Here is a 21,029-nt window from a genome sequence, read left to right on the forward strand (position 1 = left end):
CCGCCGAGCGCAGCGAGGTGGGCGCATGAGTCTCGAACTCGACCGCATCACCCTGACCTACCCGGACGGCGACGGACGGCTCACCGCGCTGGACGAGGTCTCGCTGACCGTCCCCAAGGGCTCGATCACGGCCGTGGTCGGCCCGTCCGGCTCCGGCAAGTCCAGCCTGCTGGCGGTCGCCGCCACCCTGATCGCCCCAGACTCCGGCCGGGTCGTGGTGGACGGCACCGACACCACCGGCCTCAGCCGCGCCGAACTTACCGCGCTGCGCCGCACCCGGATCGGCATCGTCTTCCAGCAGGCCAACCTGCTGCCCTCGCTGACCGCCGCCGAACAGCTCCAGGTGATGGCCCACCTGGACGGCCGCTCCCCGCGCGCCGCCCTCCCCCGGGCCCTGGAGCTCCTGGACGCCGTCGGCCTGCGCGACCAGGCCGGCCGTCGCCCGCACCAGCTCTCCGGCGGTCAGCGCCAGCGCGTCAACATCGCCCGAGCGCTGATGAACGACCCCACCGTCCTGCTGATCGACGAACCCACCAGCGCCCTCGACCACGAGCGCGGCGCCGCCGTCCTGGAGCTCATCACCGACCTCACCCACCGCCGGGCCACCGCCACCGTCCTGGTCACCCACGACCGCACCCACCTCACCGCCGTCGACCAGATCGCCGAAGTCCACGACGGCCGCCTCACGGTGCCCGCCGTGCACTGAGCACGGGCCGCGCAGCGAGAAACGGGTCGTCCCCCGCAACCGTCACCGACGGTTGCGGGGGACGACCCGTTGCCGGTACTCGTACCCGAGCGGGTGACCGCGCCCCTACCGGGCCCGCAGCCGCAGGGCCGGGCGGTCCGCCTCGGCCTCCTCCTGGCCCGCCCACAGCGAGCGCACATGGCTGAGGTGGCGGGTCATGCAGGCCTCCGCCGCCGCCGCGTCGCCCGCGATCATCAGGTCCAGCAGCTCCAGGTGCTCCTCGGCGGACGACACCAGCTCGCCGCGCTCGTCGAGGCGGTTCAGCCCGTACAGCCGCGAGCGCTTGCGCAGGTCGCCGACGGTCTCGACCAGCCGGGCGTTGCCCGCCAGCCCCAGCACGTCCAGGTGGAACTGCCGGTCGGCCTCCAGGTAGCCGATCAGGTCGTGCTTGCGGGCCGCCGCGACGATCGCCTCGGCCTGCGGGCGCAGCCGCTCCAGCTGCTCCTTGGTGGCCGTGCGCGTCACCCGGCCGACGGTCGGGACCTCGATCAGGGCGCGGATCTCGGTGTAGTCGTCGAGGTCGCGCTCGGTGAGTTCGGTGACCCGGAAGCCCTTGTTGCGGACGGCCTCGACCAGGCCCTCGCGGGCGAGGTCGAGCATGGCCTCGCGGACGGGGGTGGCGGAGACGCCGAAGTCGGCGGCGAGCGCGGGGGCGGAGTAGACGACGCCGGGGCGCAGTTCGCCGGAGATCAGGGCCGCGCGGAGGGCGTGGGCGACCTGGTCGCGAAGCCGCTCCTGCACGGAGATCAGGGTGCGGGGTTTGAGGTCGGCCATGGTGTTCCTCCGGGTGGGTGCAGAACACCAGCGTACAATGTCACGTTACGTTGAGTGTGCAACATTCCGGGATCGGGACGGTCCGTCAGGCACCCGGACCTCGACCGAAACCCATGGTGACAGCGGCCGGCTGCCGTGACAACGGCCGGCGGCACACGATCCTCCGCCGCACGAGCCTCCGCTGCGCCGCCCGGAACCGAACCGAAGAGGGCCGGTGCGCCAGGGGATCCCTGCCCGCCGCACCGGCCCTCCCTCACAACGCCCAACCGCCGCCCGTGGTAACGGACTTGTGCGATCGGCGTCACGCTGTAACCGGTCGCCACCCCGAACGGCGGCCACCGGTCACAGCTGTCCCACGATCAGCGCCCACCGCTGTCGTGGTACACCTCCGCCGCCACGGCCAGGTCCTCCCAGGCCATGCCGACACTCTTGAAGAACCGCGGCCGGTCCGCCGGCACCGGCGCCTCGCCCAGCACCAGCTCGGCCAGGTTCCACACCTGCCGGCCGCCCACCCCGGCCACGATCAGGTCCCCGGCCTCGCGGGCCGCGACCGCTCGCGCCTCGACGTACAGCTCGGCCCGCCCGACCAGCACCTCGTCCACCTCCCGCGCGTCCGGCTCGTGCGAGCCGACCGCTGCGACGACGGCATGCGGGGGCACCAGCGCGCCGTCGAACAGCGGCGTGCGCGCGGTGGTGCAGCAGACCACCAGGTCGGCCCCGGCGACCGCGGCCGGCCCGCCCACCTCGGCCGCCAGCCCCAGCTCCCGCCCGTACCCGGCCAGCGCCGCCGCCCGCTCGGCGTTGCGCGCCACCACGGTGAGCCGGGTGAGCGGCCGGACGGCGAGCAGCGCGTCCAGGTGCCCGTACGCCTGCGGCCCGGAGCCGAACAGCACCAGGTGCGCGGCGTCCGGCGCGGCCAGCCGGCGCAGCGCGGCGGCGGTCACGGCGGGCGTGCGCAGCGCGGTGAGCGCGGCGCCGTCCAGCAGCGCGAGCGGCTGCAGGGTGGGCCCGTCGAGCAGCAGGTAGCTCCCGGTGATCCGGGGCAGCCCGCGGCCCGGGTTGGCCGGCGCCACCCCGGCGATCTTGACGCCGGCGTACCGGCCCGCCGCCGCCGGCATCATCAGCAGCTCACCGGCCGGCACCGGCACGTTCGCACGGGCCGGCGCCGCCTCCGGGTCGAACCCGTCCAGCAGCACCCGCTCGATCGCCTCGACGGCCCGGAGCGGCGTCACCCCACCGGCGCCCGGCACGGCGTACTGGAGCGGCTCAGCCGCCGCGCCGGGCAGCGCAACGCAGTCGTCCACGGTCACAGCAGGAACCCCGCGCCCAGGTCGTCGTCCGGCTCCAGCACGAAGCCGCTCTCCCCGGTGCGGTGCGCGGTGCCGGTCACCTCGGTGACGACGCCCCCGCCCTGCGGGTCGCCGCCGGGCAGCACCCGCCCGGTGAAAACCGTCCCGATGATCGACTCGTGCCGAAGTTCCTCCCCCGGCGCGAGCCGCCCCTCGGCAGCGAGGACCGCCAGGCGGGCAGAGGTGCCGGAGCCGCACGGCGAGCGGTCGATCTGCCCGTCCGCGAAGACGGTGACGTTCCGCTGGTTCAACCCACCCTCCTCCGAGGGGAGTTCGTCGTACAGGACGACCCCGTAGACGCCCGACAGCCGGGCGTCCGTCGGGTGGGCGACCGCCTCGGAACCGGCCAGCAGCTCCCTGATCTCCCGCCCCGCCGCGGTGAGTTCGGGCAGCTGCCCGGGTTCCACCGACAGCCCGAGGGCGGCCGCCGGCAGCGAGGCGTAGCAGGCCCCGGAGTGCGCCACCGCGACCTCCACGGTGCCCCGCGAGGTGGTCAGCGGCAGCTTGAGCGCGCTGACCCGGCTGGGCACGTTGCGGAAGGTGACGCCGGTGGTCCGCCCGCCGGACCGGTGCACCGTGGCGGTGACCCGGCCGGACGGCACGTCGATCCGCACCCGCGCCACGCCGTCGGCGGGGGCCGCGACCAGCCCGGAGTCGACCGCCCAGGCGCCGAGCGCCATGGTGCCGTGCCCGCAGGCCGTCGAGTAGCCGTCCTTGTGCCAGAACAGCACGCCGAGGTGCGCCTCGTCGTCGTCCGGCGGCACCAGGAACCCGCCGTACATCCCGGCGTGCCCGCGCGGCTCCCGGCTGAGCAGCTGCCGGATGTCGTCGAGCGCGCTCGGCCGGGGTGCGGTGGCGCGGCCGCCGGCGCCGAGCGCGATGGCCCGGCGCTCGGCCACGCTGTCGCCGGGGATCGTCGGGGCGCCGTCCAGCACGATCCGGAACGGCTCGCCCCCGGTGTGGTAGTCCACGGTCCGGACGAACATCAGGCGCCCCCGCCCGGCAGCACGCTGACGGTACGGCTGACGGTGTAGAAGTCCAGCGCCGCCTGGCCCTGCTCGCGCTCGCCGTGGCTCGCGCCCTTGGCGCCGCCGAACGGCAGGTGGAAGTCGACGCCGCTGGAGGGCGCGTTGATCCGGATCATGCCCGCGTCCAGCCGGTCGGCGGCGGCCAGCGCCACGTCCAGGCTGCGGCTGTGCACCGAGGTGGAGAGGCTGTGCGGGGTGTCGTTGGCGAGCGCGATCGCCTCGTCGAGGTCGGCCACCGCGTGCAGCACCGCGATCGGGCCGAAGAACTCCTCGCGGGCCAGCGGGTGTTCGGCCGGCACGTCGGTGAGCAGGGTCGGCTCGACGTACCAGCCGGCCCGCTCGGGCACCCCGCCGCCGGTGAGCACCGTGGCCCCCGCCGCGGTCGCCGAGGAGACGGCACCGGTCAGCCGGTCCCGGGCGGCGGCGTTGACGACCGGCCCGCAGACCGCGTCGTCGACCGCCTCCAGCGCCTTGACCAGCGCCTCGCGCAACGGCTCGTGGGCCGCGCCGACCGCGATCACCCGGCTGGTCGCGGTGCACTTCTGCCCCGCGTACCCGGCGACGGCGGCGGCGATGTGGGCGGCGGCCTGCTCGATGTCGGCGTCCGGCAGCACCAGCGCGGCGTTCAGCCCGCCGAGTTCGGCCTGCACCGGCACCCCGCGCTCGGTGGCGGCCCGCACCACGGCCCGGCCGACCCCGGTCGAGCCGGTGAAGGAGACCACGTCGGCCGCGTCGACCAGGGCGGCGCCCTCCTCGGCACCACCCGGCAGCACGGTGAACACGGATTCGGGCAGCCCGGCCAGCTCGGCCAGCCGCAGCGCGCAGGCGGTGGCCTCGGGCGCCGGCTTCAGCACCACCGTGTTGCCGACCGCCAGCGCCGGGGCGGCCTTCCAGGTCGGGATCGCCAGCGGGAAGTTCCACGGCGCGATCAGCCCGGCGACCCCGTACGGGCGGCGCCGGGTGAGCAGCAGCCCCGGCCCGGCGGCGGTCTCGTGCACCGCCCCGGACGGCGCGAACGGCGCCTGCGCGTAGTACCGCCAGATCGCGGCGGTGCGGGCGACCTCGCCGCGCGCCTCGGCGAGCGGCTTGCCGACCTCGCGCACGATCAGCGCGGCCAGCTCCTCCGCGTGCGCCTCGACCGCCTCGGCGATCCGGCCGAGCGCCGCCGACCGGGCACCGGCGCCGGCCGCCAGCCAGCCGGACTGCGCGGCCCGGGCCCGGGCGACGGCGTCCCGGACGGCCTCGGCGCCGGGCTCCTCGACCGCGACGACGAGATCGGTCGGGTCGGCGGGGTTGTACGAGGTGATGGTCACAACTAGCAGCCCTTCATGGGGTGGTTCAGCACGGCAGGACCGACGTCTCCGGCAGACCGGGTCAGAGCAGGAAGCCGGCCGGGAACGGGTCGCTCGGGTCGAGGAAGTACTGGGCGGTGCCGGTGACCCAGGCCCGCCCGGTGACGGTGGGCACCACGGCGGGCCGCCCGGCCACCTCGGTCTCCTCGACCAGACGCCCGATGAAGGTCGTCCCGATGAAGGAGTCGTTGCGGAAGTCCTTGCCGAGCGGCAGTTCGCCGCGGGCGTGCAGCTGCGCCATCCGCGCCGAGGTGCCGGTGCCGCAGGGCGAGCGGTCGAACCAGCCGGGGTGGATGGCCATCGCGTGCCGGGAGTGCTCGGCGGTGGAGCCGGGGGCCAGCAGCTGGACGTGGTGGCAGCTGTGGATCGACGGGTTCTCCGGGTGCACCGGCCGGTCGGGGCTCGCGTTGATGGCGTCCATCAGGGCCAGCCCGGCGTCCAGGATCTCCTGCTTGCGCTCGCGCTCGAAGGGCAGCCCGAACTCGGCGAGCGGCAGGATGGCGTAGAAGTTGCCGCCGTACGCGAGGTCGTAGCCGACGGTGCCGTAGCCGGGCACCTCGATCTTGCGGTCCAGCGCGACCGAGTAGGACGGCACGTTGCGGATGGTCACCGCCTTGGCGGCGCCGTCCTCGACCCGCACCTCGGCGATCACCAGCCCGGCGGGGGTGTCCAGCCGGACGGTGGTGACCGGCTCGACGACCGGGACCATGCCGGTCTCGACGAGCACGGTGGCCACCCCGATGGTGCCGTGCCCGCACATCGGCAGCAGCCCGGAGACCTCGATGTAGAGCACGCCGAAGTCGGCGTCCGGCCGGGTCGGCGGCTGAAGGATGGCGCCGCTCATCGCGGAGTGGCCGCGGGGCTCGTACATCAGCAGGGTGCGGAAGTGGTCCAGGTGCTGCTGGAAGTGCACCCGGCGCTCGGCCATGGTGGCGCCGGGGATGACGCCGAAGCCACCGGTGATGACCCTGGTCGGCATGCCCTCGGTGTGCGAGTCGACGGCGTGGAACACGTGACGGCTGCGCATGGCTTACGACTCCCGTCGGGGTGGGTGGGACGTACGGACGAAAACAAGGATCGGCCAGGCCGGGCCGGCTGCCCCCACAGCCGGCCCTGGTGACTGCCCGTCTACCGGCTCAGGCCAGGCCCTCGGCCAGCGCCTTCTCGGTGGCCGCGCGGACGGCCGCCTCGATCTCCGGGGTCAGCGGCTGGCGCGGCGCGCGGACCGGACCGCCGGGGCGGCCGGCGATGTCCATGGACAGCTTGATCGCCTGGACGAACTCGGTCTTGGAGTCCCAGCGCAGCAGCGAGTGCAGCGACTTGTACAGCGGCAGCGCGGTCTCCAGGTCGTGCGCCACGGCGGCCTTGTACAGCGCGACGCTGGCCTCCGGCAGGGCGTTCGGGTAGCCGGCGATCCAGCCGACCGCACCGGCCAGCGCCAGCTCCAGCAGCACGTCGTCGGCGCCGATCAGCAGGTCCAGCCCGGGGGCCAGCTCGGCGATCTCGTAGGCCCGGCGGACGTCGCCGCTGAACTCCTTGACCGCGACGATCGAGCCCTCGCCGTGCAGCTCCGCGAGCAGCGACGGCACCAGGTCGACCTTGGTGTCGATCGGGTTGTTGTACGCGACGATCGGCAGCCCGGCCTTGGCGACCTCGGCGTAGTGCGCGCGGACGGACGCGTGGTCGGCCCGGTAGGCGTTCGGCGGCAGCAGCAGGACGGAGCCGGCCCCGGCCTCGGCGGCCTGCTCGGCCCAGCGGCGGGAATCGGCGCTGCCGTACGCGGCCACGCCCGGCATGACCCGGGAGCCGTCGCCGGCCGCCTCGACGGCCACCTCGACGACGCGGGCGCGCTCCTCGGCGGTGAGCGTCTGGTACTCGCCGAGCGAGCCGTTGGGGACGACGCCGTCACAGCCGGACTCGATCAGCCAGCGGACGTGCTCGGCGTACGCGTCGTAGTCGACGGAGTGGTCCGGGCGCAGCGGGATCGTGGTGGCGACCATGATGCCGCGCCAGGGACGCGTGGTGTCGTGCGGGGTGTGGGACACGGTGATGTACTCCTTGGTGAGGTGTGACATTTTATTAGACGGGACAGGCCGGAGACAAGAGTCCCCGGCCCCCGTGTTCGACGGACGGACCGATCGCTACTCCTCCGCCCCCGGCGACGCCACCGGCGGCTCCCCCGCCAACTGGGAGAGCGGCACCGGGCAGGCCAGCGGACGGCGGTCCGGCCCGGGCTCACCCGAGCCGGCGAGACAGGCCACGGCCGGACCGCACATCCGGCCCTGGCACCACCCCATCCCGGCCCGGGTGAGCAGCTTGACGGTGCGCGGATCGCCCGCGCCCAGCTCCTCCACGGCCTCCCGGACCTTCGCGACCGGGACCTCCTCGCACCGGCAGACGTCGGTGTCCGGCCGCAGCCAGCCGGTCCAGCCGGGGCCGGGCCGATGGGCGGCGGCCATCAGCTCGGCGAAGGCCCGCAGCCGGGCCCGCCGGCGCAGCAGCGCGGGCTTCGGGGAGCGCCCGGCCACGGCGTGCGCGGCCAGCTCCCCCTCGGCGATCGCGAGGTCCGCGCCGCCCACGCCGTTGGTCTCGCCCGCCGACCAGAGGCCGGGCACGCTGGTGCGCAGCCGGGCGTCGACGTCCAGCGCGACGGCCCCGTCGGGGGCGGTCCGGGTGGCCGCGCCCAACTCGGTCGCCAGGTCGATCTGCGGCAGCAGTCCGTGGCCCACCGCGACCGCGTCGCACTCGATCCGGCGCTCGGTGCCGGGCACCGGACGCCACTCGGCGTCCAGCCGGGCCACCGTGACGGCGGTGACCCGGTCGGTGCCGTGCGCCTCGACGACCGCGCTGCGCGGCCGCAGCCGGACGCCGTGCCGCAGCAGCGCGCTCCCGTGCCCGGCACCCTCGACGAGCTTGGCGGGGACGGCCGCCAGCACGCCGGGCCGCCGCGCGTACCCGAGGTAGTTGGTGGCCTCGACCACCGCGGGCACCTCGGCCCCCGCGGTGACCAGCGAGGACGCCGCCGCGAGCAGCAGCGGCCCGCTGCCGGCCACCACGATCCGTCGACCGGGCAGCACCAGCCCGGCCTTGAGCATGGCCTGCGCACCACCGGCGGTGACCACCCCGGGCAGCGTCCAGCCGGGGAACGGCAGCTGCCGCTCGTACGCGCCGGTGGCCAGCAGCACGGCCGCCGCCCGGACGGTCGTCCGGTCGGCGGACTCCGGCCCGAGCGTCACGTGCACCGCGAAGCCCTCGTCGAGCCGCTCCAGCGCCCAGACCTGGTGCCCGGCCCGGAAGTCGGCCAGGCCGGTCCGCTCGTGCCCGGCGAGCCGGTCGGCCAGCCCGGTGTAGACGGACCAACCGTGGTGCAGCCGGTCCGGCCGGGCCGCGCCGAGCCCGGGCGCCGGGTGGCGGTAGTACTGGCCGCCGGTGCTGCGTCCGCCGTCCAGCAGGACGCAGCGCAGCCCGAGGTCGGCCGCGGTGACGGCGGCGGCGAGCCCGGCCGGGCCGGCCCCGATCACCGCGAGGTCGTACCGACCCGGATCGGCGGAACCAGCGGCCGCGGCGGAGCCGGCGGAATCAAACGGCGAGGTCGGCACGGCCGTTGCCCTCCTGGGTGGTGACGATGGTGCCGGGCTCGGCGGGGAGCAGGCAGGTGCGCTGGTTGGGCCGGCCGTCGACGGTGGCGAGGCAGTCGAAGCAGGCGCCGATCCCGCAGAACACCCCGCGCGGGCGCCCGCCGACCCGGGTGGTGCGCCAGGCGAGCACGCCGTCGGCCCAGAGCGCGGCCGCGATCGACTGCCCGGGCAGCGCCGGGACGGGTCGGCCGTCGAACTCGATGTGGTGGGCGGGGCCGGGCTCGGCCCCGACCAGCTCGGCGGGGGTGCGGCGCATCGGCGGCCTCTCCAATCCGGTGGCGGTCCACAGGGGGCGGTCCGCGGGGAACGGCCCTGTGGGAACGGTCCAAACAAGGTACGAGCGGGCGTCAGCCCTCGGCCGGGAACCGATCGGCCCGGAACGGCGCGAGGTCCAGTTCGGGCCGCTTGCCGGTGAGCTGCTCGCTGATCAGCAGCCCGGTCGCCGGGGCCAGCCCGATGCCGGCCCCCTCGTGTCCGCAGGCGTGGTAGAGCCCGGGCACCCGGGGGTCCTCGCCGATCGCCGGCAGGTGGTCCGGCAGGTACGGGCGGAAGCCCCGGTAGACCCGCATCACGGTGACGTCCGCGAGGACCGGGAAGAGCGCGGCGGCCTGGGCGGCGAGGCGGTGCAGCACCTCCTGGGAGAGCGTCCGGTCGAAGCCGACCCGCTCCCGGCTGGCGCCGATCAGCACCGGCCCGCCCGGGGTGCCCTCGACCACGGCGGAGGTCTGCAAGCCGGCCGAGCCGCTGGCGACGTTGGCGACGTAGTCGGCGGCGTAGACCTTGTGCCGGACGATCCGCGGCAGCGGCTCGGTGACCAGGACGAAGCCGCGCCGGGGCATCACCGGCAGGTGCACCCCGGCCAGCCCGGCCAGTTCGCCGCCCCAGGTACCGGCGGCGTTGACCACGGCGGGGGCGGCCAGTCGGCGGCGGTCGGTCCGGACGCCGCGCACGGCGCCGTCCGGCCCCCGGTCGACGGCCGTCACGGTCTCGCCGGTGATCAGCTCGGCGCCCATCCGGCGCGCCTCGCGCAGCAGGTGGGCGGCGGCGAGCGCGGGCTGGACCTGGGCGTCCTGCGGGTAGTGGAAGCCGCCGGCCAGGCCGGGCGCGAGGTGCGGTTCCAGCTCGTGCAGCCGCTCGGCGGGGACCTCCTCCGCGGTGACGCCCACCTCGGCCTGCTGGGCGGCGAAGGCCCGCAGGGCCTCCTGTCCGGCCTCGGTGGCGGAGATCACCACGCCACCCTTGGGCTCGTACTCCATGGCCGCGCCGAAGCTCTCGGCGAGCTCGCGCCAGAGCCGGGTGCTGAGCAGTGCGAGGTCGAGTTCGGGCCCGGGCTCCTTGTCGGAGACCAGCAGGTTGCCCTCACCGGCGCCGGTGGTGCCGCCGGCCACCGGCCCGCGGTCGACGACGGCGACGGCGAGCCCGGCGCGGGCGGCGTAGTACGCGCAGGCGGCGCCGACGACACCGGCGCCGACCACGACGACATCCAGGGGAGGTCTCTCGGTCTTGAGCACGTCAGTAATATGTCACATGCCATCCACCCTGCCAAGAGCGCCCCACCGAAACACGAATCGGACCCAAGCATCGCAAAAGCCCCGGCCCGCCGTTCGGAACGGCGGGCCGGGGCTCACGGGCGATCGTCCCGGTCACCGGCTCAGGTGATGTCGTCCATCTGCTGCTCGTGCCGGGCCGCCGGCACCGGCGGACCGGCCACCGGGGCGGTCGAGGCCTGCACGGTCTCCGCTCCCGCCACCGCCTCCACCGAGAGGTCCAGGTGCGAGGCCTCCTCGTCGCTCAGCCCGGCGTCCGGGTTGCGACGCGCCTTCCGCTTGTCGTTGACCAGCGCGATGGCCACCGCGATGAAGTACAGCGCCCAGATCGGCGCGGCCAGCGTCAGCATGCTCACCGGGTCGGCACTCGGCGTCGCGAAGGCCGCGAACACCGTGATGGCCATGACCATCCCGCGCCACCAGCCGAGCAGCCGCTTACCGGTGACCATGCCGACGATGTTCAGCATCACCAGCAGCAGCGGGAACTCGAAGGCCAGACCGAAGACCAGCACCATCCGGGTGGCGATGTCCAGGTAGTCCTCGGGCGGCAGGATCGGCGTGGTGTTGTTCGGGGTGAACGAGATCAGCACGTCGACCGTGGTCGGCAGCACCAGGATGGCGCAGGCCACACCGGCCAGGAAGAGCGGCGCCCCGCAGACCATGAAGATGACCGCGTACTTCTTCTCGTGCTTGTGCAGACCGGGCGCCACGAAGGCCCACACCTGGTAGAGCCAGATCGGCACGGTCGCGACCACACCGGCCGTCAGCGACACCTTCAACATCCAGGTGAAACCGGCGGTCAGACCGATGTTGGAGACCTGGGCGCACTTGCCGTGGAACTGGCCCGCGGTCTCCATCGTGCAGCGCGGCAGCGGCTTCAGCAGGAAGTCCTCGATCTGCTTGTGGTACATCGCCGCGATGATCGTGATCACCACGATCGCCAGGACCGACTTGACCACGCGGTTGCGCAGTTCCCGCAGGTGGTCGGCGAGGGCCATCCGCCCCTCGGGATCCTTGGGCGCCTTCGTCGCCATGGAGAGCTTGCTCAACCCCGGTCCTCAACTCGTGCGTCGAGGCCCGCCGGTCGGCGGGCCTCCATGGTCACGCGCGTCGTCGCACGCGTCACGTGGGTCACGTACGTCACGTGCGCCGCGCTCAGTGCGGCCGGTCGCCGTCGGCGGACCGCTCGGCGGCCGGCCCGGCCACCGGACGGGCGGTGTCCGAAGCCCCCGGGGCGGTCTGGATGGTCCTGGCCGCACCGCCCTCGACCGGCGCCGGCGGCGCCGCGGCGGCCGCACCGCCCTCGGCGTCCTCCGAGCGCATCGCCCTGGCCTCGCTCTTCAGGATCCGCATCGACTGCCCCAGCGAGCGCGCCAGATCGGGCAGCCGCTTGGCTCCGAACAGCACGATGGCGATTACCACGACCACCACAATCGCGGTCATCGAGATGCGCATGGGCGACCACCTTCAGTCATGGCGGCCCGACGGGCCGCCCGCCGCGGATGGTAACCGCTGCGGATGACGCCACGACGACGGCCGCCCGAACAGGACAGCGGCCCCGGTTCGCAGTTCAGGAGCCATCTGCAAGGAGCCATCTGAGAGCGTAACCCGCCCTCACCTCCGAGCAGCAGCCCCCGTACCGCCGACGGCCCGGGTGTGCTACCGCCCGGGGACGGCCGCGGCGAGCTCCCCGCCCGCCTCGGCCAGCGCCCGCGCCGCCGCGTCCACGCCCTTGGCCAGCGCCCGCACGTCCAGCCAGAGCCGGATCGCGAGGACCCCGAGGACCAGCAGGCCCGCGGTGGCGAGCAGAACGGCGGCGACGAGCATCCAGGACATGGCCCCCACCCTAACGGGCCCCACCGGCACGCAGCCGGTTACCCCTCCGCCGGGACGAGCCGCATGGTGCGGACCCCCGCCCCGGTGAGCGCCGCGACGATCTTCTCCCCCGCCGGCTTGCGCACCGCCGCCCCGCAGAGCGGGCAGCCGAAGCTGTAGTACGCCTGGGCCGGAGTGCGCCCGAGGGTCAGCCGGAACTCCTCGGCCGGGAGCTCCACCTTCTCCCGGCACTCGGAGCAGTACACCTTGAATCTGGTCCCGGGCTCCACCTGTCAGACCCGCCCCTCCCCGTACAGGGCCAGCGCCTCCCGCGCGGCCGAGCGCGCCTGCCCGGCCAGCCCGGGCGGCGAGACGATCCGGCCGTCCCGGCCCAGCCGCAGCGCCAGCGGGCGCAGCTGGGAGGGGTCGGCGCTGCGCAGGGTGATCCGCAGCCCGCCGTCGGGCAGCTCCTCGGCCTTGTCGTGGGTGTAGTACTCGGCCACCCAGCGCCCGCCGGAGGAGACCTCGACGACCACCTCGGGGTCGTCGGCGGACGGGTTGACCAGCCCGCCGCTCAGGTCGCGCGGCTCGCGCCGGGGCGGGTCGGCCGGCACGTCCAGGACCCGGATCTCGGCGACCCGGTCGAGCCGGAACATCCGGTGGTCCTCGGAGGTGCGGCACCAGGCCTCGAGGTAGGTGTGGCCCTCGGTGAGCAGCCGGATCGGGTCCACCTCGCGCTCGGTCATCCCGCCGCGCCCGTGCGAGTAGTAGCGCAGCCAGAGCCGGCGGCCCTCGCTGAGCGCGCGGTCGATGTCGGCGAAGACGTGGCTCTCGGCCTCGAAGGTCACGCCGACCCGGGCGCTGCCCTCGGCGCTCTCCCCGGCCGCGTTCTCGATCTTGGCGACGGCCCGGGTCAGCGCCTCCCGGTCACCCGCCCGCAGGCCGGGCAGCCCGGCCACCGCGCGGGCGGCGACCAGCAGCGCGGTCGCCTCGTCGGCGGCCAGCCGCAGCGGCTGGGCCACGTCGTCGACGTTGTGCCACCAGATCCGCTCGCCGTCGGTGTCGATGTCGAGCAGGTCGCCGCCGCGGAAGCTGGTGCCGCACATCGGCAGCACGTTGAGGTCCCCGATCAGCTCGCGCTCGGTGATCCCGAAGGCCCGGGCGACCTCGGCCACCTCGGCACCGGGCCGCTCGCGCAGGTAGGTGACCAGCGACAGCATCCGCCTGGTCTGGTCGATCGCATTGCTCATGCCCGCACGCCTTCCACGTCCAGCCCCGCCACGGCCCGCAGCCGCTCGATCACGTCCGCCCGCAGCTCCTCCGGCCCGAGCACCAGCACGTCCGGGCCGAACTCGGCGAGGTCGGCGCCCAGCCCGTTCCCGTACGGGATCTCCAGCTCGTCCCAGGTCTCGTCCACCCGGGTGCTGCCCAGCGCCTTGGTGCGCAGCGGGAAACCCGCCCCCCGCCGGACCCGGACGGTCGCCGTGGCGGTGGCCCCCTCCCCCGCGAACTTGGCCACGGTGGCCCGGACGTCCACGTGCTCGGGCACCGTCCCGAGGAAGGCACCGCCCTTCGCCCGCACCTTGCCGGTGATCCGGCTGAGCCGGAACACCCGGGCGTCGCCCCGGTCGCGGTCCCACCCGGCCAGGTACCAGTGGCCGCGCCAGCACTCCAGTGCCCACGGCTCGACGCTGCGCTGCTCGACGGCGGCGGCGCCGGCCTTGCGGTACTCGAAGGTGACCGGACGGCGGTCCCGGGCGGCGGTGAGCAGCGGCTCGAACGCGGCCTCCCGGGCGGGGATGCGCGGCTCCAGGGCGGTGCGGCCCTCGGGCTCGGCGAACGGCACCCCGGCCGCCCGCAGCTTCTGCAGCGCGCCGCTGGCCGCGCCGGACATCTTGGCCTGCTGCCAGACCCGGGCGGCCAGGGTCAGCGCGGCCGCCTCCTCGGCGTCCAGGGCGATCTCGGGCAGCCGGTTGCGGTCGGCGCGGGCCAGGTAGCCGAGCTCGCCGTCCAGGGCGCTCTCGTCGACGTCGATCACCAGACCGAGTTCGCGCAGGTCGTCCTTGTCCCGCTCGAACATCCGGTTGAAGGCGTCCTCGCTGCTGTGCTGCCAGGCCTCGCGGTACGCCTCGATGGATTCCCGCAGCTCCTTCTTGGAGAGCGGACGTCTGGTGTTCATCAGGCACAGGGCGAGATTCATCAGCCGCTCTGCCTTGGCGATCGCCATCGCTGACCCTTCCGGTGTGCCGCGCCGCGCGCGGGGTGCGCCAACCGGGCGATCGTCGCCCGGCGGGACCGACCGTACCGGTAGCGGAACGCACTGCAAAAGCCGCGGTCCGAAACGGCCGTGGGCCGGACCCCGAACGGGATCCGGCCCACGGCGCGAGCGGGCTCAGACGCCCAGCAGGTCGACCACGAAGATCAGGGTCGAGCCCGGCGGGATGGCCGGGGTCGGCGACTGGTTGCCGTAGGCCTTGTTCGCCGGGATGATCAGCTCGCGACGGCCACCGACCTTCATGCCGACGACGCCCTCGTCCCAGCCCTTGATGACGCGGCCCTTGCCCAGCGGGAACTGGAAGGCGCTGCCCCGGTTCCAGCTCGCGTCGAACTCCTCGCCGGTCGCGTAGGTCACACCGACGTAGTGGACCTTGACCGTCTGGCCCGGCTTGGCCTCCTCGCCGGTCCCGACGACGATGTCCGTGATCTTCAGCTCGGTCGGCGGCTCGCCGATCGGGAAGTCGATCTCCGGCTTCTCGTTGAGGTTCACAGTCCCCACAGTCTTCTCCTCATTCGCTTGCACTCACGACCAAGCGGCGGGCGCCCGCACCCAGGTCCACCCGCACGGCAGTACGGACGGACCACGATACGGGCGCCCGCCGCCCGTCCGGGTCCGGCCACGCGGCCGGACCCGAAGGTCACACGCACACCATTGTCACCCGAAAGTGGATCAGCCCTGACCGGCGTCCAGGATGTCCACCACGAAGACCAGCGGCGCGTTGGCCGGGATGTCGCCCTGGCCCTTGTCGCCGTAGGCCAGCGCGGCCGGGATGACCAGCTCGACCCGGCTGCCGACGGTCTGGCCGACCAGGCCCTGGTCCCAGCCCTGGATGACCTGGCCACCGCCGACCGGGAAGGAGAACGCCTGGCCCTTGCTGAGCGAGGAGTCGAACATCTTGCCGTCCTTGAACAGCGCGCCGGTGTACTGGACGACGACCTTCTCGCCCTTCTCCACCTTCGGCCCGTTGCCCTTGATCAGCACGTGCGTCTTCAGCTCGGTCGGGTCGGCCGCGCCCGCCACCGGGGTGATCTCGGCGGGCTTCTTGCCGTTGTCCTTGACCTGCGGGAAGTCCGCCGGCGGCGGGGTGACGGTGCCGCTCACCACCGCGTCGGGCGCGTTGGCGTTGCGGATGTCGATCACGAAGATCAGGTCGTCCTTGGGCCCGATCGACATGTCGGCCTTGCCCTGGGCACCGAAGGCGGCGGCCGGCGGGGCCACCACCAGGACCCGGCTGCCGGCCTTCTTCCCGAGCACGGCCTGGTCCAGCGCCGGGATCAGCGCGTCCGTGCCGGCCTGGAAGATCTGCTGCTTGCCGTTGTTGTCGTACGAGCTCGGGATGTCCTTGCCGGTGTTCCAGTCCTTGGCGGTGTAGTCCACCGAGGTCCAGGAGTTCTTGTCCACCTTGGGGCCGTTGCCCTCGGACAGCACCTTGACCACGAAGCTGCCGTCGGACTTGTCACCGGGCACCTGGATCTCGGCCTTCTTGCCGAAGTCGCCGGTGATCGTCGGCAGCACCTTGGCGCTGTCCTTGATCGGCGGCACCGGGTCCTGGGTCGGCGTGGGCGGCGCGGTCTTGACGGCGTCCGGCTTCGCGGCGGAGACGTCGTCCTTGGAGCCGTCCTTGTTCACCAGGTACAGCGTCACGGCGCTGCCGGCCAGCAGCACGGCGAGCACGGTGCCGAGGATCACGCCGAGCCGGCCCACCCCGGGCGGGTTCTCGTCGTACCCGGCCTCCGAGGTGTCGGCCCGGCGGACGGTGGAGGCGAAGATCTGCGGGGTCTCGTCGGTCTTCGTCCCGCCCGCGGCACGCGGCCGGTCACCGGGCTGGGTCCAGCCCGCCTGCTGCTTCAGGATCGACGGCGGAACGACGATCGACTCGCCGTCCCCCGCAAGCGGCCCGCCGGGACGCGAGGCGGCCGGGTCACCCGCAGAGCTGTCGTTCGCCGCGGTGCCGGCCCCGCCCGGGCTCGGCGTCTTCTCAGTCATGACTCCCCATCCATCTCGCCAGGTCTTCAAGGTCACCACCGGCGTGGTGAGCGCCGGCTGCCGCCGCACACTGCCCGCCCCGGACCTCGGCACCGGGCGGCGCCTGCCACAGTGCGAGGGCAGTATGACAGCTCAGGATGAGGGCGGACGCTTCCATGTGCGAGCGTCCGCCCAAGCGTACGGAATCCTGGCGGGCTCTTCCTAGACGGCTTCCAGAATGTCGATCACGAAGACCAGGGTCGAGTTCGCCGGCACCGCGCCCTGCGCCTGGTCCTTGTAGCCGAGCGCGGGCGGCACCACCAGCTCGACCCGGCTGCCGACGGTCTGGCCGACCAGACCCTTGTCCCAGCCCTCGATCACGCTCCCGGTGCCGATCTGCACCGCCTGCGCGCCGCCGTGCGTCCAGGACGAGTCGAACTGCTGGCCGTTGCTCCACAGCACCCCGGTGTACTGCACCACCAGGGTCTGCCCGGCCTTGACCTGCTTGCCCTCGCCCTTGATCAGCACCGCCTGCTGGAGGTCGGTGGGCGCCGCCTGCCCGGCCGGGATGGTGATCGTCACCGGGGCCTTGCCGTTGTCCTTGACCTGCGGCAGGTTCGCCGGCGGCTGGGTCATGGTGCCGGACAGCGTGGAGTCCTGCGGCACGCTCTCCATGATGTCGAGCACGAAGACCACCGTGTCGCCCTTGTTCACGCCCAGCTGGGTGCTGCCCTGGTCGCCGAAGGCCGCCGCCGGCGGGGCCACCACCAGCAGCCGGCTGCCCACCTTCTTGCCGATCACGCTCTGGTCGAAGGCCGGCACCAACTGCCCGCTGCCCGCCTGGTAGAGCTGCGGCTTCCCGCCCGGGTCGTACGAGCTGGGCAGGTCCTTGCCGGTGGTCCAGTCCTTCGCCGTGTAGTTGACCGTCACCCAGTCGCCCTTGTTGACCGTCGACCGGTCGCCCTCGCTCACGGTGTTCACCACGAACTGACCGCTGGGCTGGCCCTCGGGGATGGTGATGGTCGCCTTGCTCCCGAAGCCGCCACCCGAAACGGTGGGCATCGGCGACGCCTCGCTGACCGGCGCGGGCACGGTCGGCGGCGCGCTCGGCACGGACGACGTCGCCGGGCCGGCCGCCTTGGTCGAGCTGCTACAGGCGACCAGGAGCAGCAGCGGCAGGGTGAGAAGCAAACCGGCGGTGCGACGCACGGGGGTCCTTACTGTCGGTCGAAGTCGGGCCTCCTGACTCGACGGACAGCGTATGCCCCGCACGCGTCCGGCCCCGGTAGACACCACCGGGGCCGGACACCGCGAAGATCACATCCGGGCGGGCACCACGGCCCGGCTCACATCCCGGCGATCAGCTTCTCGACCCGCTCGTCCACCGAGCGGAACGGGTCCTTGCAGAGCACCGTGCGCTGCGCCTGGTCGTTCAGCTTCAGGTGCACCCAGTCCACCGTGAAGTCCCGGCGCTGCTCCTGCGCCCGGCGGATGAAGTCCCCGCGGAGTCGGGCCCGGGTGGTCTGCGGCGGGATCGACTTGGCCTCGAAGGTCTTCAGGTCGGTGGTCACCCGCTGCGCCTGCCCCTTGCCCTGGAGCAGGTAGAACAGGCCGCGGCGGCGGTGGATGTCGTGGTACGCGAGGTCGATCTGGGCCACCCGCGGGTTGGACATGCTCATCTGGTGCTTCTCGCGGTAGCGCTCGATGAGCTTGTACTTCATGATCCAGTCGATCTCGGTGGCCACCCCGTCCAGGTTCTCGGTGCGGACGGCCTCCAGGGTGCGGCCCCACAGGTCGAGGACCCGGGCGATGGTGCCGGTGTTGATGCCCTTGCGGTCGGCGAACTCCAGCGCCTTGGTGAAGTACTCCTCCTGGATGTCCAGCGCGCTGGCCTCCCGCCCGTTGGCGAGCCGGACCTGGTGGGTGCCGGTGAGGTCGTGGCTGACCTCGCGGATCGCCCGGATCGGGTTCTCCAGGGTCAGGTCGCGCATCACCACGCCGGCCTCGATCAGCCGCAGCACCAGGTCGGTGGAGCCGACCTTGAGCAGCGTCGTGGTCTCGGACATGTTGGAGTCGCCGACGATCACGTGCAGCCGGCGGTAGCGCTCGGCGTCCGCGTGCGGCTCGTCCCGGGTGTTGATGATCGGCCGCGAGCGGGTGGTGGCGGAGCTGACGCCCTCCCAGATGTGCTCGGCCCGCTGGCTGACGCAGTAGACCGCGCCGCGCGGGGTCTGCAGCACCTTGCCGGCGCCGCAGATCAGCTGGCGGGTGACCAGGAAGGGGATCAGCACGTCGGCCAGCCGGGAGAACTCGCCGTGCCGGGCCACGCAGTAGTTCTCGTGGCAGCCGTAGGAGTTCCCGGCGGAGTCGGTGTTGTTCTTGAAGAGGTAGACGTCCCCGGCGATGCCCTCCTCGTGCAGCCGCCGCTCGGCGTCCACCAGGAGGCCCTCGAGGATGCGCTCGCCGGCCTTGTCGTGCGTCACGAGCTCGACCACGTTGTCGCACTCGGGGGTGGCGTACTCGGGGTGGGAGCCGACGTCGAGGTACAGCCGCGCGCCGTTGCGCAGGAACACGTTGCTGCTGCGGCCCCAGGAGACGACGCGGCGGAACAGGTACCGCGCCACCTCGTCCGGTGACAGCCGGCGCTGCCCGCGGAACGTGCAGGTGACCCCGTACTCGTTCTCCAGCCCGAAGATCCGGCGGTCCATGAGCACTCCATTCTGGTCGGAGCTGTCCGAAACCGCCTCCACGACGACTGGGCCGCCGCAGGGGCACCGGAGTCCCGTACGGCGGTCAGGCCGCCGCACGGGACTCCGCAGGCACTACTCGTCCGACGGCGCGGTGGCCGCCGGCTTCTCCTCGTCGTCCGCCTCGGCGGACTGGTCGCCGTCGAGCAGCCGGCCGAGCTGGCCGCCCAGGATGCGCTTGAACTTGCGCTGCTGGAACCGCTGGCGGTCGAGGACCGCGACCTCCAGCTGCTCCGGGGTGAGGGCGCGCGGGCTGCCCCCGTTGGGGTCGCGGGCGAGCGAGTCCACGGCGACCCGGACCACCTCGGTGAGGCCCATCCCGCTGCGGTGGCGCTGGCCCAGGTAGTTGCCGATCGAGTCGGCGTTGCCGCCGACCACCACGTAGCTCTTCTCGTCCACGATCGAGCCGTCCGGGGTGAGGCGGTAGATCTGGTCCTCGTCCGAGGTGCGGCCGACCTCGGCCACGATCAGCTCGACCTCGTACGGCTTCTCGCCGACCGAGGAGAAGATGGTGCCGAGGGTCTGGGCGTAGACGTTCGCCAGGCCTCGGGCGGTGACGTCGGCCCGGTCGTAGGAGTAGCCGCGCAGGTCGGCGTAGCGGACGCCGCCGATGCGCAGGTTCTCGAACTCGTTGTAGCGGCCGACCGCCGCGAAGGCGATCTTGTCGTAGATCTCGGAGACCTTGTGGAGCGCTCTGGAGGTGTTCTCCGCGACGAAGACGATGCCGTCGGCGTAGGTGAGCACGACCACGCTGCGGCCGCGCGCGATGCCCTTGCGGGCGTACTCCGCGCGGTCCGCCATGGCCTGCTGGGGCGAGACGTAGAACGGTGTCGACACCGGCGGTCGTCCCTTTCCTGGTAGGTGGCGGCTAGATCAGCGGGGCCTGCGGGCCGTTGGGGCGGGTCAGGCGCTCGTCGGTGATCGCGACGGCGATCTCGGTGACCTCCGGCTCGGTGAGCCGGTGGAAGCCGTCCTCGGTGATCAGCGAGACGATCGGGAAGATCTTGCGGGCGAGGTCCGGGCCGCCGGTGGCGGAGTCGTCGTCGGCCGCGTCGTAGAGCGCCTGGACGACCAGGGTGGCGGCCTGGTCGGCCGTCAGGTCCTCGCGGTAGAGCTTCTTCATCGAGCCGCGGGCGAAGACCGAGCCCGAGCCGGTGGCGGCGAAGCCGCGCTCCTCGGAGCGGCCGCCGGTGACGTCGTAGCTGAAGATCCGGCCGCGGCCGAGGTCCAGGTCGTACCCGGCGAACATCGGGACGACGGCCAGGCCCTGCATCGCCATGCCCAGGTTGCCCCGGATCATGCTGGTCAGCCGGTTGGCCTTGCCCTCCAGGGAGAGCGTGGCACCCTCGATCTTCTCGTAGTGCTCCAGCTCCAGCTGGAACAGCCGGACCATCTCCACCGCGAGGCCGGCGGTGCCGGCGATGCCGACCGCGCTGTACTCGTCGGCCGGGAACACCTTCTCGATGTCGCGCTGGGCGATCACGTTGCCCATGGTCGCGCGGCGGTCACCGGCGATCACGACACCGCCGTCGAAGACCGCGGCCACGATCGTGGTCCCGTGCGGGGCCTCGACCACGGCCCCCTCGGGGAGCCCGCGCCGACCGGGAATCAGCTCCGGCTTGTGCTCGGCGAGGAAGTCAAGGAACGAGGAGGACCCCGGGGTCAGGAAGGCAGCCGGTAGACGCCCGGTGCCACGAGTGTTGGCTTCCACACGATTCCTTCCAGGTAGCTTGAAGCGCGCGCTGCCCGCACCCTACCCGCCCGACGATCACTGTCCACGCGTGAAGGGGC

Annotated in this window: 22 protein-coding genes and 1 pseudogene; 1 reads left to right on the forward strand and 22 read right to left on the reverse strand. The window is 73.4% G+C overall.

Going from position 1 to position 21,029, the window contains the following annotated elements; genetic code table 11:
• Window positions 1-25 precede the first annotated feature (25 nt).
• Entirely contained in the window at window positions 26-706 is a 681-nt protein-coding gene (locus ABTY15_RS10515) for an ABC transporter ATP-binding protein (protein WP_350579417.1), read from the forward strand.
• 105 nt (window positions 707-811) lie between these two features.
• Here ABTY15_RS10515 and ABTY15_RS10520 read toward each other — a convergent pair whose 3' ends face one another.
• From ABTY15_RS10520 to ABTY15_RS10625, 22 genes and pseudogenes are all read right to left on the reverse strand, one after another.
• Complete coding sequence (locus ABTY15_RS10520) at window positions 812-1,519, reverse strand: GntR family transcriptional regulator (protein ID WP_350579419.1); 708 nt, start codon at window positions 1,517-1,519, stop codon at window positions 812-814.
• 359 nt (window positions 1,520-1,878) lie between these two features.
• Window positions 1,879-2,823 (reverse strand): ornithine cyclodeaminase family protein, encoded by a 945-nt coding sequence (locus ABTY15_RS10525; RefSeq protein ID WP_502893466.1) that lies wholly within the window; start codon window positions 2,821-2,823, stop codon window positions 1,879-1,881.
• A gap of 2 nt (window positions 2,824-2,825) precedes the next feature.
• The gene (locus tag ABTY15_RS10530) at window positions 2,826-3,854 is read right to left on the reverse strand and encodes a proline racemase family protein (protein WP_350579422.1); all 1,029 of its coding nucleotides are present in this window, start codon (window positions 3,852-3,854) and stop codon (window positions 2,826-2,828) included.
• Window positions 3,854-5,209: an aldehyde dehydrogenase family protein gene (locus ABTY15_RS10535; protein WP_350579425.1), complete on the reverse strand. Its 1,356-nt coding sequence runs from the start codon at window positions 5,207-5,209 to the stop codon at window positions 3,854-3,856. The genes ABTY15_RS10530 and ABTY15_RS10535 overlap by 1 nt, the downstream gene beginning before the upstream one ends.
• Window positions 5,210-5,270: 61 nt before the next feature.
• Window positions 5,271-6,275 (reverse strand): proline racemase family protein, encoded by a 1,005-nt coding sequence (locus tag ABTY15_RS10540; protein ID WP_350579427.1) that lies wholly within the window; start codon window positions 6,273-6,275, stop codon window positions 5,271-5,273.
• Between the two features lie 109 nt (window positions 6,276-6,384).
• A complete protein-coding gene (locus tag ABTY15_RS10545; protein ID WP_350579431.1) occupies window positions 6,385-7,323 on the reverse strand; it encodes a dihydrodipicolinate synthase family protein in 939 nt (312 codons plus the stop codon).
• A gap of 66 nt (window positions 7,324-7,389) precedes the next feature.
• Window positions 7,390-8,847, reverse strand: coding sequence for an FAD/NAD(P)-dependent oxidoreductase (locus ABTY15_RS10550; protein ID WP_502893467.1), 1,458 nt, complete (start codon window positions 8,845-8,847; stop codon window positions 7,390-7,392).
• Entirely contained in the window at window positions 8,828-9,142 is a 315-nt protein-coding gene (locus ABTY15_RS10555; protein WP_350579433.1) for a (2Fe-2S)-binding protein, read from the reverse strand. The genes ABTY15_RS10550 and ABTY15_RS10555 overlap by 20 nt, the downstream gene beginning before the upstream one ends.
• 91 nt (window positions 9,143-9,233) lie before the next feature.
• Window positions 9,234-10,397, reverse strand: a complete 1,164-nt coding sequence (locus ABTY15_RS10560) for an NAD(P)/FAD-dependent oxidoreductase (protein ID WP_350579434.1) — start codon at window positions 10,395-10,397, stop codon at window positions 9,234-9,236.
• Window positions 10,398-10,537: 140 nt separating this feature from the next.
• Window positions 10,538-11,431: a twin-arginine translocase subunit TatC gene (gene tatC / locus ABTY15_RS10565; RefSeq protein WP_350579730.1), complete on the reverse strand. Its 894-nt coding sequence runs from the start codon at window positions 11,429-11,431 to the stop codon at window positions 10,538-10,540.
• 157 nt (window positions 11,432-11,588) lie between these two features.
• On the reverse strand, window positions 11,589-11,888 hold the full coding sequence (gene tatA, locus ABTY15_RS10570) for a Sec-independent protein translocase subunit TatA (RefSeq protein WP_350579440.1): 300 nt from the start codon (window positions 11,886-11,888) through the stop codon (window positions 11,589-11,591).
• A 204-nt stretch (window positions 11,889-12,092) separates the two neighbouring features.
• The gene (locus ABTY15_RS10575) at window positions 12,093-12,269 is read right to left on the reverse strand and encodes a hypothetical protein (protein ID WP_350579444.1); all 177 of its coding nucleotides are present in this window, start codon (window positions 12,267-12,269) and stop codon (window positions 12,093-12,095) included.
• Between the two features lie 38 nt (window positions 12,270-12,307).
• The gene (locus ABTY15_RS10580) at window positions 12,308-12,514 is read right to left on the reverse strand and encodes a hypothetical protein (RefSeq protein ID WP_350579447.1); all 207 of its coding nucleotides are present in this window, start codon (window positions 12,512-12,514) and stop codon (window positions 12,308-12,310) included.
• A 27-nt stretch (window positions 12,515-12,541) separates the two neighbouring features.
• Window positions 12,542-13,498 (reverse strand): helix-turn-helix transcriptional regulator, encoded by a 957-nt coding sequence (locus ABTY15_RS10585; protein WP_350579455.1) that lies wholly within the window; start codon window positions 13,496-13,498, stop codon window positions 12,542-12,544.
• Window positions 13,495-14,475 (reverse strand): helix-turn-helix transcriptional regulator, encoded by a 981-nt coding sequence (locus ABTY15_RS10590; RefSeq protein WP_350579463.1) that lies wholly within the window; start codon window positions 14,473-14,475, stop codon window positions 13,495-13,497. Before ABTY15_RS10590 ends, ABTY15_RS10585 begins: the two co-directional genes overlap by 4 nt.
• Window positions 14,476-14,640: 165 nt before the next feature.
• Complete coding sequence (locus ABTY15_RS10595) at window positions 14,641-15,015, reverse strand: FKBP-type peptidyl-prolyl cis-trans isomerase (protein WP_350579734.1); 375 nt, start codon at window positions 15,013-15,015, stop codon at window positions 14,641-14,643.
• A gap of 180 nt (window positions 15,016-15,195) precedes the next feature.
• Window positions 15,196-16,512: an FKBP-type peptidyl-prolyl cis-trans isomerase gene (locus ABTY15_RS10600; RefSeq protein ID WP_350579469.1), complete on the reverse strand. Its 1,317-nt coding sequence runs from the start codon at window positions 16,510-16,512 to the stop codon at window positions 15,196-15,198.
• A 201-nt stretch (window positions 16,513-16,713) separates the two neighbouring features.
• On the reverse strand, window positions 16,714-17,700 hold the full coding sequence (locus ABTY15_RS10605) for an FKBP-type peptidyl-prolyl cis-trans isomerase (RefSeq protein ID WP_350579477.1): 987 nt from the start codon (window positions 17,698-17,700) through the stop codon (window positions 16,714-16,716).
• Between the two features lie 137 nt (window positions 17,701-17,837).
• Window positions 17,838-19,199, reverse strand: coding sequence for a Pup--protein ligase (pafA, locus tag ABTY15_RS10610; RefSeq protein ID WP_350579483.1), 1,362 nt, complete (start codon window positions 19,197-19,199; stop codon window positions 17,838-17,840).
• 114 nt (window positions 19,200-19,313) lie between these two features.
• On the reverse strand, window positions 19,314-20,075 hold the full coding sequence (gene prcA / locus ABTY15_RS10615) for a proteasome subunit alpha (RefSeq protein ID WP_350579495.1): 762 nt from the start codon (window positions 20,073-20,075) through the stop codon (window positions 19,314-19,316).
• Between the two features lie 31 nt (window positions 20,076-20,106).
• Entirely contained in the window at window positions 20,107-20,904 is a 798-nt protein-coding gene (gene prcB / locus ABTY15_RS10620; RefSeq protein WP_350579740.1) for a proteasome subunit beta, read from the reverse strand.
• Window positions 20,901-20,978: pseudogene (locus tag ABTY15_RS10625) on the reverse strand (endonuclease VII domain-containing protein); the annotation flags it as partial. The pseudogene ABTY15_RS10625 and the gene prcB, both read right to left, overlap by 4 nt.
• Between the last annotated feature and the right edge of the window lie 51 nt (window positions 20,979-21,029).

Source organism: Kitasatospora sp. NPDC097643, from assembly GCF_040302625.1.
GTDB lineage: Bacteria > Actinomycetota > Actinomycetes > Streptomycetales > Streptomycetaceae > Kitasatospora.